A 15,895-nucleotide genomic window follows, 5' to 3' on the forward strand; every position below is an offset into this window, starting at 1 on the left:
TTTTAAATTCAAACTGAGTATAAGAAATAAGATTGAGTTTTAAAATAAAATTTATTCATGCGATTGCCCTGGGCTTTGAAATACAGTAACAACTTCTCGTCTAGTAGCTAAGTCAGGCTGTCTAGACTTATTGTAAGCCTCATTTAAAAACTCAACCCTTCCCGTATCTGGAGTTTCTAAAAAATTTAAAATCCTCAATAAAGTACTCTTCCCTGCTCCACTAGGGCCTAGTAAGCAGAATATCTCTCCTTGGTTAATATCAAGTTCATCTATTTCTAAAACCTTTCTTCCTTCATAGCTCTTAGATATATTACTGAGTCTATAAACTATTCTGCTTTTAATCATTGACGCCTCCCTCTCCCCGGTAGATTAGACATAGCAAAGTTTACGCCAAAAGTAATAGCTAGCAAAATAATTCCGAAGGAGATAGCTAAACCAAAGTTTCCTCTTCGTGCTTCCAAAACTATAGCTGTAGTTAAAACTCTAGTGCTTCCTTCTATATTACCTCCTACTAACATTACCGCTCCTACCTCTGAAATGATTGCTCCAAAACCAGCAATAATAGAAACCAAAACTCCCAAGCGAGCTTCCTTTAAAATAGCCATTATAATCTGCCTTTTAGTTGCTCCCAGTGACTTTAATTGTAGTATCAAATCCTTATCAACACCACCTACTGCTGTCATGGTAAAACCAGCAATCAGAGGAAAAGCAATAATTACTTGAGCAATAATCATGGCCCTAGTAGTAAATAGCCAGCTAAGAAAGCCCATTGGCCCTCCCGAAGAAAAGGTAATAAAGACAAATAAACCAATTACAACCGGCGGAAAGCCCATGCCTGTATATAATAAAGCGACGAGCACGGACTTACCAGGAAAAGAAGTCAATCCCAAAAATGCTCCTAATGGTATCCCTAGCAGTGCAGCAAAAACAAGTGCTGTCCCTGTTACCTGCAAAGATGTAAAGATTATCTGTAAAACTCTAGGATCAAGAGAAACTATTAAAGAGACTGCCTCCCTCAATCCAGAAATTAGAAGATCCATCCTACTCCTCCAATCCTGTTATTAGTCAGCAGCTGGGAAAAATAAGGGTTGAGCAAACTCATCTCCACCAAACTTTCCTATTTTTTCTTGAATATCGTCTCGAATAAAGAACTCTACTAACTTCTGTACTCCTTCATAATTAACGTCGTGTCGCTCAGGATTAATAGGAATTACTCCATAAGTATTAAATAGTTGCTCAGCACCTTCAAAAACAACTGTTAAGTTGGGCAGTTGATCCTCCATAGATAAGTAGGTACCTCTATCTGCTAGAGTGTAACTTTGCATCTCATTAGCTGTGATTAAAGTATCACCCATACCTTGTCCTAAGGAATTATACCAATCACCAGCTACATCTATTCCATATTCATCCCAAAGATTCAGCTCCTTAGTATGAGTTCCTGAATCATCACCACGAGAAGCAAAGCTGCTTGCTGTCTCTTCAATGCTTTGTAATGCTACACCTAAATCAGTTGTTCCTTTTAAGTTAGCTGGATCGTCTTCAGGGCCCAATACCACAAATTCATTATACATTACATAAGTCCGTTCTGTTCCGTAGCCTTCAGCAACGAACTCCTCTTCTAGCTCTTTGGCATGAGCGAGAATAATATCTACATCTCCTCTGCGCCCAATCTCTAGAGCCTGTCCTGTACCTAAGGCAATTATTTCTACATCGTAACCTTTCTCTTCCTCAAACTGTGGCATCAGCTCGCCTAAAAGACCAGAATCGTATGTACTAGTCGTAGTAGCTAAAATCAATCTTTTAGCTGCCTCATCCCCTCTTCCACAAGCAGTAACTGTTAGCATCAAAGCAGCTATCAATACCAATAGTATAAACTTTTTAGTAGCCTTCTTCATTGGATAACCTCCACTAAGTTACTATCGATATGCCTAGATTAACATATCGATAACAAAAAAACAGTCTTTCAACGTATTATAATATATATACTAAAATATTTCAAGCAGGCTATAAAGTTAATCATATAATGCGCCAGTTAATTAAACTATATAGATAGAGCCTGGATATCCAGGCTCTATAATGGATTAATGTTTAAAATGTCTTCTACCAGTAAAGACCATAGCTAAATCGTGCTGGTTAGCCAGCTCAACTATCTCTTCGTCTCTAATAGAACCTCCCGGCTGAATAATAGCAGTAGCTCCGGCCTTGACTGCCTCTACTAACACATCTTTAAAGGGTAAAAAAGCATCGGAGGCTACTACTGAACCTTCTTTTTCTGCACCGGCCTTAAGCTGAGCAATAGTCAGCGCATCCACTCGACTCATCTGCCCGGCGCCTACTCCTAAGACCATTTCATTTTTAGCTAATACAATAGCATTGGACTTGACATGTTTAACTACTTGCCAACTAAATAACAGATCTTTTAACTCTGCTTCAGTAGGCTCTCTGTCGCTAACTACCTCTAAGTCTTCTTTAGTTATAGTAGCTAAATCTCTATCTTGAACTAAAAGTCCTCCGGTCACCTTTTTGAAATCCTTTTCTCCAGGGTTAACTTCACCGCCCAGCTCTCCAGTCTCTAATAAACGGACACTTTCCCAGCGCTCTTTAAGAATCTTCAATGCTTCATCCTCAAAGCCAGGAGCAATGACCACTTCTACAAAACGATCGGGCCCGGTCATCTCCTGAGCAGTTTTCAGATCAACCTCTCTATTTAAAGCTACAATACTGCCGTAAGCCGACATCGGATCACCACTATAGGCCTGTTGATAGGCTGTTAATAAACTGTCAGCTATGGCCATCCCACAAGGATTAGCATGTTTAATCACAGCTACAGCTGGCTTAGATTTAAACTCCTTAACTAACTCTAAAGCCGCATTGGTATCGTTGATATTATTAAAAGATAAGTCTTTACCATGTAGCTGCTTAGCAGTAGCAACAGAATCTTCTTGACTCTGATTAGCGCTATAAAAAGCAGCCTGTTGATGGGGATTTTCTCCATAGCGAAGATCGTTTATCTTTTGATAACGATCTCTAATTACCTCTGGAAAGCCATCCTGTTCCTTTTTAAGCCCCGCTAAATAGTCTTGAATTAGATGATCATATTCAGCAGTATGCGCAAAGGCTTTATAGGATAACTCCAACCTATCTGCTTTACTTAGCTGATCTGTTTTTAATTTATCTAAAACAGCTTGATAGTCTGTAGGATCTACTACTACCGTCACGTGTTCAAAGTTCTTAGCTGCTGCCCTAACCATAGTAGGGCCACCGATATCTATATTCTCCACTGCTTCTGCTAAGCTTACTCCTTCTTGAGCAATAGTCTCCGCAAAGGGATAGAGGTTAACTACAATTAAGTCTAAAGGCTTGATCCCTAACTCCCTCAACTGCTGCATATGCTCTGTCTTACTTCGATCGGCTAAAATCCCACCGTGAACTGCTGGGTGAAGGGTTTTTACTCTACCGTCTAGCATCTCCGGATACTCTGTTACCTGGGGAATATCGATTACCGAAATACCAGCTGCTTTTAATTTTTCACCTGTCCCACCAGTGGAAATAATCTTAATTCCTAGCTCCTGTAGTTGTTGAGCAAAGTCTACAATTCCTTCTTTATTAGAAACGCTAATTAAAGCATATCTCATCTCTGACATTTTCACACCTCACTGCTATTTTAGAATCTTTTTTTAGCTATATAATCGGGGTAGAATAATATCGTTCTAATGTTTCAGAGGATAGAGGATAAATGATAAAGGCGACGCGGAGCTAGTGCCAATGGTGATAAATTAAGATCAAGAAATAAAGTTCAAATTCTATTTGACACAGACTAAGTTATGACTAAAATCCGACTAAAATATAAAACCTTAAAAAAGCATTGAAACTTTTGAAATCATGAATGAGCACCAATCAATACAAATAAAACCTAAAATTTTAGTTCAAGCTTAATCTTAATATTGTTCTAAGTTTTTGATTTTATGTTTTAAGGTCTAGTCAGAACTTAGTCAGATTTTAGTCTGTGTCCAATAGATTTAAATCTTTTGAACTTTATCTATCCTCTATCCTCTGTCCTCTATCATTTGAATAAAACAATATAACAATATTAATTAATCAAAGTCCAAATCCACACCTCTATCTCCAGCTACAATCTCACCAATTAAATAAGAGTCCACCTGCAACTCCTCTAATTTAGCTAAAACATCTGCTACCTCTGCTGGAGAAACTACAACAGCCATGCCGATTCCCATATTAAAGGTTCTATACATCTCCTTAGTGTCTATCTCGCCTTCACTTTGAATTAACTCCAAAATTGGCGGTACTGGCCAAGAGCTACGATCTAAGACCGCTTTAGTTCCCGCAGGCAAAATCCGAGGAATATTCTCTATCAATCCCCCACCAGTAATATGAGCTATTCCTTTAAGTTTAAAACTATTCATTAACTCTAAAATAGGCTCTACATAGATTCGAGTAGGCTTTAACAACTCTTCTCCTAAAGGCTGGGCTAACTCCTCTAACTCAGTATCAACATCGTAACCGGCTAATTCAAAAAACACCTTGCGAGCTAAGGTATAACCATTACTGTGAATTCCGTTGGCAGCTAAACCAATCACCTTATCCCCCGGCTCAATGTCTGCACCAGTAATTAAGTCTTTTTTATCTACAATACCTACAGCAAAACCGGCTAAGTCATACTCATCCTGATTATAAAAACCGGACATCTCTGCCATTTCGCCACCGATTAAAGCAGCTCCTGCTTTTTTACAGCCTAGACTAATTCCTTTAACAATCTCCTCAGCTTTAGCTGGAATCAAATTATCAATAGCTAAATAATCTAAAAAGAAAAGTGGTTTAGCTCCCTGCACTACTATATCATTAACGGACATAGCTACTAAGTCTATCCCGATAGTATCGTGCTTATCCATTTTAAAGGCTACCTTTAACTTGGTTCCTACTCCATCGGTGCCAGCTACTAAAATTGGCTCCTCATAATCGCCTAGGTCTGGAGCAAATAGGGCCCCGAAGTTACCTAAACCGGTCAGTACTTCGGGCCCGAAGGTAGACTCCACATGCTTATTCAATCTATCCACAGCCTCTGCTCCCGCTTCAATATCCACTCCCGCTTCTTCATAAGATAAACTCATTAATCAAACTCCTCCTCTATTCAAATGCAAACTTATCGCTTTCCCCTACCAAAGGGTAGTCACCATTAAGGCAAGCAGTACAAAAACCATTCCGAGTAGTATTAATAGAGTTCAATAAACCTTCCTGACTTAAATAGGCCAAAGAGTCGGCTCCAATATGCTCCGCAATCTCTTCTACACTATATTGCGCTGCTATTAGCTCCTGGCGTCTTGAGGTATCTACACCATAATAACAAGGGTCAGTCACTGGCGGAGAAGAAATAGCCATATGCACCTCTTGAGCTCCCATCTCTCTAACCATCCTGATAATCTGCTTACTGGTAGTCCCCCTCACAATAGAGTCATCTAATAAAACTACCCTCTTATCTTCGATTATCTCCTGAATAGGATTTAGTTTAATCCGCACCTTCAAGTCTCTAATCTCTTGAGTAGGCTGAATAAAGGTTCGACCTACATACTTATTACGCAAAATTCCTTGTTCATAAGGAATCCCCGACTCTTCAGCAAAGCCTAAAGCAGCAGAAATCCCTGAGCTAGGCACTGGAATTATTAAGTCAGCCTCTATCTCCATTTCTCGTGCTAAATGCCTTCCCATGGCCCGGCGAGCTAAATGCACATTCTGTCCTTCAATTACACTATCTGGACGAGCAAAATAAATAAATTCGAATACACAAAAACTATCAGGCTTTCTTTCACAGTAATAGTTGCTCTGAATTCCCTCTTCATTAATAACCACCATTTCCCCCGGCTGAAGGTCTCTAATTAACTCTGCCCCCACAATATCAAAGGCACAAGTTTCCGAAGCGACAATATAATGTTCACCTAACTTACCAATAGATAAAGGCCTAAATCCATAAGGGTCCCGAGCAGCTATTAAACTATCCTCAGTCAAAACTATTATACTATAAGCTCCCTTAACCTGCTGCAAGCTATGAGTGAAAGCCTCAATAATATCATCTTTAAAAGAGTGAGCTACTAAATGGGCTATCACCTCAGTATCTAAATTAGAATGAAAGATAGCCCCTTGCTTTTCTAAGTTGCATCTTATTTCATCACTATTAACTAAGTTTCCATTGTGAGCTAATGCTAACTCCCCCTTAGCCGAATTAATTAACAAAGGTTGAGCATTAACTAGCTTACTAGAACCAGTAGTCGAATAACGAACGTGACCTAAGGACATCTGTCCAGACATCTTAGCTAAACGCTCTTCATCGAAGACATTAGTAACAAAGCCCATATCTTTGTAAGTTTTAAACCTATCTTCACCCCTAACACAGATTCCGGCACTTTCTTGACCTCGATGCTGAAGAGCATGTAGTCCTAAATAGGTCAAATCAGCAATATTTTTAGTATGCTCTGGAGAATAAATACCAATAATCCCACACTCTTCCTCCATTTTATCCTCTAACCTTCTATTAGAGTTGGAATACTCTCTGTCCATTCTTTTTTCAACTCCCCAACTTCTAAATTAACTAAATCATTAACTACTAAGCTATTTCCAGTAACTCTTCCTAATTCACTAATCGGAATATCTTTTGCAGCTGCTAGCTTCTTCACTTGAGCTAGATCTTCTTCAGCTACAGAAATTACTATTCTACTTTGGGATTCAGAGAATAAAAGAGAACTAGGCGCTAAATCGCTGACTAATTCAATTTTTGCTCCTAAATCTCCACTAATACAGCTTTCTGCTAAAGCTACCACTAAGCCACCATCAGCACAGTCATGAGCCGACTTAACTACTCCCGCTTTAATAGCTTCCAAACAGACCTCCTGTACTCTCTTCTCTAAATCTAAATCTAAACTAGGCGGTTGACCAGTCTCTAGACCATATAAAGCTTGCAAATATTCACTAGCACCTAATTCATCCTTGGTTTCACCCAGTAAAAGAATCAGATCGCCCTCATCTTTAAAATCAATAGTAGTTGCCTGCTCAATATCCTCTAACAGGCCTACCATACCAATAATAGGAGTTGGATAAATAGCTGCTTCAGGACTTTCATTATAAAAACTAACATTACCTCCAGTAACCGGAGTGCCCAAACTCAAACAGGCTTCGCCAATTCCCTCAATGCATTTTTCAAACTGCCAGAAAATTTCCGGCTTTAAGGGATTACCAAAGTTTAAACCATCAGTAATAGCTAGAGGCTCAGCTCCAGAACAGACCACATTCCGTGCTGCCTCAGCCACAGCAATAGCCCCTCCGGTTTCAGGATCTAGATAACAGTAGCGACCGTTGCAGTCAGTAGCTACAGCCAGTCCTTTCTCTGTCCCTTTTACTCGCAATACTGCTGCATCAGAACCAGGCAAGACTACTGTATTAGTCTGCACCATATGATCGTACTGCTGATAAACCCACTCTTTACTGGCAATATTAGGCGAACTTAAAACCTCTAATAAGGCCTGATTATAGTCCTGAGGCTCTTCTAATTGACTCCAATCATAGCTCTGTGCTTCTTCTAAATAGTCTGGCTTTTTGGATTCGCGCTCATACTCCGGAGCATCATCGGCTAGAGAACGAGCCGGCGCTTCGGCTACTATCTCCCCTTTATTTAAGATTCTCATCATTCCATCGTCAGTAACCTTACCGATTACTGCCGCATTCAGATCCCACTTATCAAAGATTTGTTTAACTAAGTCTTCTTTACCCTTTTTAGGCACTACTAACATTCGCTCCTGTGACTCCGATAACATCACTTCATAAGCATTCATTCCCGTTTCCCGTTTAGGTACTAGGTCTACATCTAATTCAATCCCAGCTCCACCACGGCTAGCCATCTCACAAGACGAACCGGTTAATCCAGCTGCTCCCATATCCTGAATACCTACTAAGGCTCCTGTTTTGATTAACTCTAAACTAGCTTCTAATAACAGCTTTTCCATAAAGGGATCGCCTACCTGTACTGCTGGCCGATCTTCCTCGGACTCCTCAGTTAGTTCATCAGAAGCAAAGCTGGCTCCTTGAATTCCATCTCTACCAGTAGTAGCTCCGACCACCATTACTGGATTACCTACTCCTTTAGCTGTCCCAGTAGCTAAGTCCTCATGCTCCATCAGACCGATACACATAGCATTAACTAAGGGATTATCCTGATAAGCAGCTGAAAAATGAACCTCTCCTCCTACAGTAGGCACGCCAATACAGTTACCGTAGCCGGAAATACCAGAAACTACTCCTTCAAAAAGAAACTGCACGTGCTGATCCTCTAAATCACCAAAGCGTAAAGAATCCAAGCAGGCTATAGGTCGAGCTCCCATAGTAAAGATGTCTCGAATAATACCTCCTACACCGGTAGCGGCTCCCTGATATGGTTCAATAGCTGAAGGATGGTTATGACTTTCAATTTTAAAAGAAACAGCCTGATTATCACCGATATCAATTACTCCAGCATTTTCACCCGGGCCCTGCAACACACACTCTCCCTCCGTAGGCAGGTTTCTCAATACAGCCTTAGAGTTCTTATAACTACAGTGCTCCGACCACATCACTCCGTACATCCCTAACTCCGTGCGGTTAGGCTTTCTACCTAAAATATCAACGATCATCTCGTACTCACTTTTCGTTAAACCTTCTGCTTCCCAGGGTTTATTCTCCACACTCCTCACCTCTCTTTGACAAATATTCAACAATCGATGCAAATATCTGATACCCATCAGTACTACCATTACCTAAAATACTCTCCGAACAACGCTCTGGATGGGGCATTAAACCAAAGACATTTCTTTCTTGATTACAGATTCCAGCAATATTATCTACCGAACCATTAGGGTTCTCTTCCTCGCTAAGATATCTAACTACTATCTGCTGATTAGCAATTAACTCTGCCAATCCCTCTTCATCAATATGATAGTTCCCTTCCCCGTGCGCTACAGGAATCTCTAAAATATCTCCTGAATTACAACGATTAGTAAAGGGAGTATCATCATTAACTACTTCCAATTTAGTATAATCACAAACAAACTTCAGACTATCGTTAACCTTCATTGCTCCCGGCAATAATCCCGCTTCTAAAAGAATCTGAAAACCATTACAGATTCCAATCACTAAACCACCCGCTTCAGCATATTCAATTACCGACTCCATAATTGGAGAAAATCTAGCAATAGCTCCTGTGCGCAGGTAGTCACCATAGGAAAATCCACCCGGCAGTATTAAGCAGTCATACTCGCTCAAATCCTGCTTGTCCTTATGCCATACCATATCAGTAGGCTTATTCAACACTTCTGCTGCTACATGATAACAGTCCTGATCACAATTGGAACCAGGAAAGGTTACAACTCCAAATTTCATGCTATCCCTCCATCTCTTCAACTTGAAAAGTATAGTCCTCAATTACTGGGTTAGCCAATAATCTTTCACACATCTCCTCCACTTGTTCCTCTAATTCTTCTTCAGTTGCTACATCTTCAATACTTAGCTCCAAATGCTTTCCTACTTTAACTTCCGAGACATTATTATATCCTAGCGCCTCTAAACCATCCTCGACAGCCTGACCTTGCGGGTCTAGGATACTTTTCTTTAACATTACCTTTATTTTCACTTTCCAATCCATTTAATTTTCCTCCTTTGATTTCATTAATGACAAGTAGCTTTTAAAACACTATCGTTCTATTGTTTCAGAGGATAGATGATAAATGATAGAGGATAAATTAAGATCAAGAAATAAAGTTCAAATTCTATTTGACACAGACTAAGTTATGACTAAAATCCGACTAAAATATAAAACCTTAAAAAAGCATTGAAACTTTTGAAATTATGAATGAGCACCAATCAATACAAATAAAACCTAAAATTTTAGTTCAAGCTTAATCTTAATATTGTTCTAAGTTTTTGATTTTATGTTTTAAGGTCTAGTCAGAACTTAGTCAGATTTTAGTCTGTGTCCAATAGATTTAAATCTTTTGAACTTTATCTATCCTCTATCCTCTGTCCTCTATCATTTGAATAAAACAATATACAAATATTATTGTGAAGCAACTATTCCTTTAACCTCTTTAATATTTCCTGATAAGCACTTTCCACTTCGCCTAAATCCCTACGAAAGCGATCCTTATCTAACTTCTTCTTGCTCTTGCTATCCCAGAGGCGACAGTTATCAGGAGAAATTTCATCACCTAAATAGAGCTTATCATCACTTCCCTTACCAAACTCTAACTTGAAGTCTACTAAATCTATACCTTTATCAGCTAAAAAATCCACTAAAATACTATTAATCTTAAAAGATAAACCCTTAATCTCAGCTAATTCTTCCTCAGTAGCTAACTCTTCAGCTCTAATATGGTATTCATTAATTAATGGGTCACCTAATTCATCACTTTTATAGTAAAATTCCAATATAGGCTCCTTCAACTCACTGCCTTCTGCTAAGCCTAAACGCTTAGTGAGGCTTCCGGCAACTATATTTCTGATTACTACTTCTATCAAGATAATATCCAACTTCCGGGCCAAAATCTCTCTTTCCCCTAGCTTAGATATATGGTGAGTTGGTATTCCTTGCTCAGCCAATAGATCAAAAAAAATAGTAGTAATCTCGGCATTAAGTCTACCTTTACCCACAATTTGTCCTTTCTTTTCCCCATCAAAGGCAGTAGCATCATCCTTATATTCTATAATAATCTGATCTTCTTTTCCAGTCTCATAAACCTTTTTTGCTTTTCCTTCATAAATCATCTTTAACTTCTCCATATTCCTAACCCCCGGCTCATTAATCTAATTCTAATTCCTCTTGCCAATAATCAACTACTTTCTCTGTCTTTTCAACTGCTATGCCAATATACTTTTCTGGATTTATAAGCAATTGACGCTGTTTTTCATCGAACTTGGCCCAGTAAGGCTCTAATTCTTCCTTTTCAGTTATTAATTCTCTTAAAGGCAGACCTCTCTCTTCAGCTTCTAAAGTTAACTTCCTTACTATTTCATGGGCATCGGGGTGCCCGTAGGAAGCAAGTAATATATATAAGGGTTCTGCTACTACCATCTCTTTATTTTGATCAAAATTTTTCTTCAGATTTTTATGATCTACTACTAGCTTTTTACAGACTTTAATTAAACGATTGGTAGATGCTAAAAGTCCAACTATGATTTCGGGAATAAAGCGACTTGAAGCTGAATTAGTTAAATCCCGTTGATGTTCAGATAATTGATCCTGATATCTGGTCACCATTCTGGGCATAAATTCCTTCCACATACTCTTAACATTTTCATAATTAATAGGATTTCTTTTGTGGGGCATAGTCGAAGATCCAACCTGATCTTTATCAAAGTATTCACCAACTTCAGCAATTTCGGAACGTTGTAGGTGGCGCATATCATCACTAAAGCTAGCTAGTATTCCGAAAGTAGAGATTAAAGAATGGACATAATCGAGTAAATACTCCGGTTCAACAATCTGGGTAGAATGGGTAGCTGCCTCCAAATTAAGTTCAGCTAAAACATCATTTTCAAACTCTTCTGGATCAGTAAAAAAGAGATGGCTAGCATTATAGGCGCCTACTGCTCCTGAAATCTTGCCTCTCAAATTCTGAGCCCTATTCTCAAGCTCCTTAATCCTATTACCTAATCTGCTAACATACTCAGCAATAGCAAAGCCAAAAGTAACTGGGACAGCATGTTGACCGTGAGTTCTTCCCACTTGAATAGTATCCTTATCCCGCAGAGCAATCTCCATTAAGGTCTCTGCTAGTTCTTTTAAGTTAGGCAAAATTAATTCTTCAGTAGCTTCCTTATAACGTAAAGAGTTTGCTGTATCTACAATATCGAAGGAAGTTGTAGTAAAGTGAATATAGGGTTTAGCTTCTTCGCTCACTTTATCCTGTAAGCAATTGACTAGGGCCCTGATATTATGCTTAGTCCTCTTCTCTTCCTCGTAAACATTCTCCACGCTTATCTTTTGCGCAGCCTCCTCTACTTCTTTAGCTACCTCTTCACTACAGATACCATACTTAGCCAAAACCTTAACTAAAGCTACTTCTACCTGAGCTTGATACTTAACCTTGGCTTCTTCCGATAAATAGGTACTATAGGCCTGAAATTCATCTTTTAAAGAATAACGATGATCTAAGGGACTTATATTCTCGAAAATATTACGAGATATCATTAAAGTTTCTCCTTCCTTGACTACTTGAATTATTAATTAAACTTCTCACTACTCTCCAGATACTCTTCATAGCCTAACTCTTCAACTTCCATAGCCACATCTTCAACCATCTCTTGTAAATCATCCTTATACTTTTTAAGTTTGGCTCTAATCTCCTTATCTCCAATTCCTAGCATCTCCAGAGCCAATAGTCCAGCATTTTTAGCTCCATTAATTGCTACTGTAGCTACTGGTACTCCACCAGGCATCTGTACAATAGAGTATAGAGAATCTACTCCACTCAATTTAGAAGTCTTAACGGGTACTCCGATTACCGGCAAAGAAGTAATTGAAGCCACCATCCCTGGTAAGTGGGCTGCTCCTCCAGCTCCAGCAATAATTACTTCTAATCCTCTCTCCTCGGCTGTCTGGGCATACTCATAAAGTCTGGCTGGAGTTCTATGGGCCGAAACAACTGTCAATTCATAAGGAACTTCAAACTGATCTAAAATCTCTGCCGCTTCTTTCATTACCGGTAAATCAGAATCACTTCCCATAATAATACCAATCTTCACTGTCATAATTCCCCCCCTATTTTCGTTTGATTAACAATTGACAATTAAAAATCAAAAGATAAAGTTCAAGTTCTATTAGACATGCCCCGCAGCGACGACATTCTTTTGGCTAGTCATTACTTTGGGAAATGCCCTTGGGGTGCAGACTAAGTTCTGACTAAAATCTGACTAAAACATAAAACCTTAAAAGAATTAAAGAACTAAAGAATTTTAAGGTCCAGTCGGAACTTAGTCAGATTTTAGTCTGTGTCTAATTGTTCTAATGTTTTGAACTTCCTAATTCCTAATTCCTTATTCTCCTGTAATTTCAATCAAACCACTCGCCTCTAAAACAAGCTCATGTGCTTCAACTACTGTATCTGCTGTCACCGTTAGATGGCCCATCTTACGTTCTGGCCGATTAACTCGTTTACCATAAATATGGGCCTTTACTCCGGGAATGGCTAAAGCTTCATTAACTCCTTTTACAACTGCCTCTCCTTCCTTCTCTTCACCTAAAATATTTCTCATTACTACTGGTTTCAGAAGTTCTGTTTCACCTAGAGGTAAGCCGCTAATTGCTCTAATATGCTGCTCAAATTGTGATGTAATACAGCCTTCAATAGAATAGTGACCCGAATTATGAGGTCTAGGTGCTATTTCATTAATCAATAATTTATCAGCTGCTGTTACAAACATCTCAATACAAAAAATCCCTACTCCTTTAAAGACATCAATAACTTCAAAAGCAAGCTTGACCGCTTTATCAGCCACCTCATCTGTAATCTGGGCCGGCACTTTAGTAGTAAAAAGGATATTATTTTGATGTTCATTTTCACCAACAGGATAAACCTTCTTATCGCCATCTATTCCCCGGGCAATAATAACAGAGATCTCCTTTTTAAAAGGGATAAATTCCTCCACCATTAAATCATTCTTTGCACCTTTAAGCTCTCGGAAAGCCTTATCAATTTCAGCTTTGTTATTAATTACCGCATTTCCTTTACCATCATAGCCGCCGGTACAACTCTTTAACATTAGCGGATAAGAAAATCTCTCTGCTGCCTCTTTTATCTCTGCTCTATTTTCTGCTTTTAAAAAGTCAGGCACAGGTAAGCCCTCATCCTTTAAAATACTCTTCTGTCTAAACTTATCTTGGATTGCTGCTAAGCTTTTAACCGTTGGATAGACTTGATAGCCTTCTTTTTCTAGCTCCTTTAAAGCTTCAACATCAATATGTTCAAATTCATAGGTCAAAATATCAGATTTAACTGCTAATTCTTTAATCGCTTCCTGATCAGTAAAAGAAGCTACCAAGTGTTCATCTGCAATACTATGAGCAGGACAATCAGGTGTAGGATCTAAAATATTAACCTGAAAATTCATCTTCTTAGCTTCCAAAATCATCATCTTACCCAACTGTCCACCACCAATAATACCGATGTTCTGTTTAGTTGGATCTAGCATGGACTAGCTCTCCTCTCTTGTCAATGCCTTATGTCCAATATCACTACGATAATGTGCCCCTTCAAAATCTATCTTTTCTACTCCTTGATAGGACTTATCTATAGTATCTCGATAACCATCGCCAAGAGCAGTAACGGCTAATACTCGACCTCCATCCGTAACTAGCTTGCCATCCTTATTAGCAGTTCCTGCCTGAAAAACATTAATATCCTTTTGCTTTGCTAAGCTCTCTACTCCAGTAATTTCTTTTCCAGTTTCATACTCAATCGGATAACCATCAGAGGCCATAACCACTGCCACTGCTGTATCACCAGACCATTTAATTATTAACTCCTCTAACCTTTCCTCAATAACCGCTTCAGCTATCTCTACTAAATCAGTCTCCAATAAAGGAAGTACTACCTGAGCTTCTGGGTCTCCAAAGCGAACATTATATTCTAAAACCTTAGGCTCACCGTCTTCAATCATCAAGCCACTGTAAATAACACCTTTAAACTCAATTCCTTCCTTATTTAAAGCAGCTAAGGTAGGCTCTAAGATTCGATTATAGACCTTCTGTAAAACCTCTTCGTCAACCACTGGCGCTGGAGCATAGGCTCCCATTCCTCCTGTATTAGGGCCCTGATCACCATCATAAGCTGGCTTATGATCCTGTGAAGGCAGCATTGGTATTATGTGTTTACCATCGGTAAAAGCTAATACCGTTGCTTCCTCTCCAGTCAAAAACTCCTCTACTACTATTCTTTCTCCAGCCCGTCCAAACTTCTGCTCCACCATAATCTTCTCTACTGCCTCTACTGCTTCTTTCACTTCTTCAGCTACTACTACTCCCTTACCAGCTGCCAATCCTTCAGCTTTAACTACAATAGGAGCTCCCTTTTCTTTAATGTATTCAATAGCTGCTTTGGGCTCAGCAAAAGAACTATACTCCCCAGTAGGAATATCGTACTTCTGCATTAAGTTCTTAGAAAAAACCTTGCTTCCTTCTAATTGAGCTGCTTTTTGATTAGGGCCGAAAATTCGCAAACCCTCTGCCTCGAATCTATCCACTATCCCAGCTACCAAGGGTGCTTCGGGTCCTACAAAAGTTAAATCAATCTCCTCCTGCTGAGCAAAATTAAGCAACTCTTCAATATCTTCACTCGCTATATCTACATTTTCAGCTACCTCAGCCGTACCTGCATTACCAGGAGCTACATAAATCTGTTTAACTTTAGAACTTTGCTGTAACTTCCAAGCTAAGGTATGCTCTCGTCCCCCACTACCAATAATTAAAATCTTCATTACTCATCTTCCTCCTTATTCACCTGATTTAATAATTAAAAGCCCAGCCAGGCAGACCCTACTAAACTAAGAGCAGAACCTCCCCGCCTGGGCTTTTTTCCCTTCGGTGTATAATCTGCACCGCTCGAACCAGCCATTAAAATTAATTTAATAATGCGGAACCCTAGGTGCACTTCCCTCATAGTCAGGTAGTTTACGGCTACCCAGTAGAGACTTGCGAGCCTTATTCTCACAATTATATGAGGCTATATTAACTTACGATTTTATAATACCAAATAAATCTCTTATAGTCAATAAAAGTACTAACTTTCTCAGGGCAATCGCAAGAAAGAACTCTAAAATAGATTTAATTTCTTCCCTTTAAGATGCTATAATTAAAAGCAAAAAG

At 39.1% G+C, this 15,895-nt stretch carries 14 protein-coding genes and 1 riboswitch; all 14 genes read right to left on the minus strand.

Annotated elements, in window-relative coordinates; translation table 11 throughout:
- Window positions 1–51 precede the first annotated feature (51 nt).
- Entirely contained in the window at window positions 52–345 is a 294-nt protein-coding gene (locus tag MWH30_RS11485; protein ID WP_282706311.1) for an ATP-binding cassette domain-containing protein, read from the minus strand.
- Window positions 342–1,040 (minus strand): ABC transporter permease, encoded by a 699-nt coding sequence (locus MWH30_RS11490; RefSeq protein WP_248664232.1) that lies wholly within the window; start codon window positions 1,038–1,040, stop codon window positions 342–344. Before MWH30_RS11490 ends, MWH30_RS11485 begins: the two co-directional genes overlap by 4 nt.
- 21 nt (window positions 1,041–1,061) lie before the next feature.
- Window positions 1,062–1,895 carry an ABC transporter substrate-binding protein gene (locus tag MWH30_RS11495; RefSeq protein ID WP_248664233.1) on the minus strand — a complete coding sequence of 278 codons (834 nt, stop codon included), beginning with the start codon at window positions 1,893–1,895 and terminating at the stop codon, window positions 1,062–1,064.
- Window positions 1,896–2,081: 186 nt separating this feature from the next.
- On the minus strand, window positions 2,082–3,644 hold the full coding sequence (gene purH / locus MWH30_RS11500) for a bifunctional phosphoribosylaminoimidazolecarboxamide formyltransferase/IMP cyclohydrolase (protein WP_248664234.1): 1,563 nt from the start codon (window positions 3,642–3,644) through the stop codon (window positions 2,082–2,084).
- Between the two features lie 450 nt (window positions 3,645–4,094).
- Entirely contained in the window at window positions 4,095–5,129 is a 1,035-nt protein-coding gene (gene purM, locus MWH30_RS11505) for a phosphoribosylformylglycinamidine cyclo-ligase (protein WP_248664235.1), read from the minus strand.
- A 16-nt stretch (window positions 5,130–5,145) separates the two neighbouring features.
- The gene (gene purF, locus MWH30_RS11510; protein ID WP_248664236.1) at window positions 5,146–6,570 is read right to left on the minus strand and encodes an amidophosphoribosyltransferase; all 1,425 of its coding nucleotides are present in this window, start codon (window positions 6,568–6,570) and stop codon (window positions 5,146–5,148) included.
- Window positions 6,534–8,780, minus strand: coding sequence for a phosphoribosylformylglycinamidine synthase subunit PurL (gene purL, locus MWH30_RS11515; protein ID WP_282706313.1), 2,247 nt, complete (start codon window positions 8,778–8,780; stop codon window positions 6,534–6,536). Before purL ends, purF begins: the two co-directional genes overlap by 37 nt.
- On the minus strand, window positions 8,713–9,417 hold the full coding sequence (gene purQ / locus MWH30_RS11520; protein WP_248664237.1) for a phosphoribosylformylglycinamidine synthase subunit PurQ: 705 nt from the start codon (window positions 9,415–9,417) through the stop codon (window positions 8,713–8,715). Before purQ ends, purL begins: the two co-directional genes overlap by 68 nt.
- A gap of 1 nt (window position 9,418) precedes the next feature.
- Window positions 9,419–9,679 (minus strand): phosphoribosylformylglycinamidine synthase subunit PurS, encoded by a 261-nt coding sequence (purS, locus tag MWH30_RS11525; RefSeq protein WP_248664238.1) that lies wholly within the window; start codon window positions 9,677–9,679, stop codon window positions 9,419–9,421.
- Between the two features lie 425 nt (window positions 9,680–10,104).
- A complete protein-coding gene (gene purC, locus MWH30_RS11530; RefSeq protein ID WP_248664239.1) occupies window positions 10,105–10,812 on the minus strand; it encodes a phosphoribosylaminoimidazolesuccinocarboxamide synthase in 708 nt (235 codons plus the stop codon).
- A gap of 19 nt (window positions 10,813–10,831) precedes the next feature.
- Entirely contained in the window at window positions 10,832–12,223 is a 1,392-nt protein-coding gene (gene purB, locus MWH30_RS11535; protein ID WP_248664240.1) for an adenylosuccinate lyase, read from the minus strand.
- A gap of 32 nt (window positions 12,224–12,255) precedes the next feature.
- Window positions 12,256–12,783: a 5-(carboxyamino)imidazole ribonucleotide mutase gene (gene purE, locus MWH30_RS11540; protein ID WP_248664241.1), complete on the minus strand. Its 528-nt coding sequence runs from the start codon at window positions 12,781–12,783 to the stop codon at window positions 12,256–12,258.
- A gap of 285 nt (window positions 12,784–13,068) precedes the next feature.
- Window positions 13,069–14,223, minus strand: a complete 1,155-nt coding sequence (locus MWH30_RS11545) for a 5-(carboxyamino)imidazole ribonucleotide synthase (protein ID WP_248664242.1) — start codon at window positions 14,221–14,223, stop codon at window positions 13,069–13,071.
- A 3-nt stretch (window positions 14,224–14,226) separates the two neighbouring features.
- Window positions 14,227–15,507, minus strand: a complete 1,281-nt coding sequence (purD, locus tag MWH30_RS11550) for a phosphoribosylamine--glycine ligase (protein ID WP_248664243.1) — start codon at window positions 15,505–15,507, stop codon at window positions 14,227–14,229.
- Between the two features lie 161 nt (window positions 15,508–15,668).
- A riboswitch (purine riboswitch) is annotated at window positions 15,669–15,770 on the minus strand.
- Between the last annotated feature and the right edge of the window lie 125 nt (window positions 15,771–15,895).

The organism is Fuchsiella alkaliacetigena (assembly GCF_023227765.1).
GTDB lineage: Bacteria > Bacillota > Halanaerobiia > Halobacteroidales > Acetohalobiaceae > Fuchsiella > Fuchsiella alkaliacetigena.

Coding starts and splice junctions, on each gene's coding strand:
- MWH30_RS11485 (WP_282706311.1), bottom strand. CDS start 345: ATGATTAAAAGCAGAATAGTTTATAGACTCAGTAATATATCTAAGAGC.
- MWH30_RS11490 (WP_248664232.1), bottom strand. CDS start 1,040: ATGGATCTTCTAATTTCTGGATTGAGGGAGGCAGTCTCTTTAATAGTT.
- MWH30_RS11495 (WP_248664233.1), bottom strand. CDS start 1,895: ATGAAGAAGGCTACTAAAAAGTTTATACTATTGGTATTGATAGCTGCT.
- purH (WP_248664234.1), bottom strand. CDS start 3,644: ATGTCAGAGATGAGATATGCTTTAATTAGCGTTTCTAATAAAGAAGGA.
- purM (WP_248664235.1), bottom strand. CDS start 5,129: ATGAGTTTATCTTATGAAGAAGCGGGAGTGGATATTGAAGCGGGAGCA.
- purF (WP_248664236.1), bottom strand. CDS start 6,570: ATGGACAGAGAGTATTCCAACTCTAATAGAAGGTTAGAGGATAAAATG.
- purL (WP_282706313.1), bottom strand. CDS start 8,780: ATGGGTATCAGATATTTGCATCGATTGTTGAATATTTGTCAAAGAGAG.
- purQ (WP_248664237.1), bottom strand. CDS start 9,417: ATGAAATTTGGAGTTGTAACCTTTCCTGGTTCCAATTGTGATCAGGAC.
- purS (WP_248664238.1), bottom strand. CDS start 9,679: ATGGATTGGAAAGTGAAAATAAAGGTAATGTTAAAGAAAAGTATCCTA.
- purC (WP_248664239.1), bottom strand. CDS start 10,812: ATGGAGAAGTTAAAGATGATTTATGAAGGAAAAGCAAAAAAGGTTTAT.
- purB (WP_248664240.1), bottom strand. CDS start 12,223: ATGATATCTCGTAATATTTTCGAGAATATAAGTCCCTTAGATCATCGT.
- purE (WP_248664241.1), bottom strand. CDS start 12,783: ATGACAGTGAAGATTGGTATTATTATGGGAAGTGATTCTGATTTACCG.
- MWH30_RS11545 (WP_248664242.1), bottom strand. CDS start 14,223: ATGCTAGATCCAACTAAACAGAACATCGGTATTATTGGTGGTGGACAG.
- purD (WP_248664243.1), bottom strand. CDS start 15,507: ATGAAGATTTTAATTATTGGTAGTGGGGGACGAGAGCATACCTTAGCT.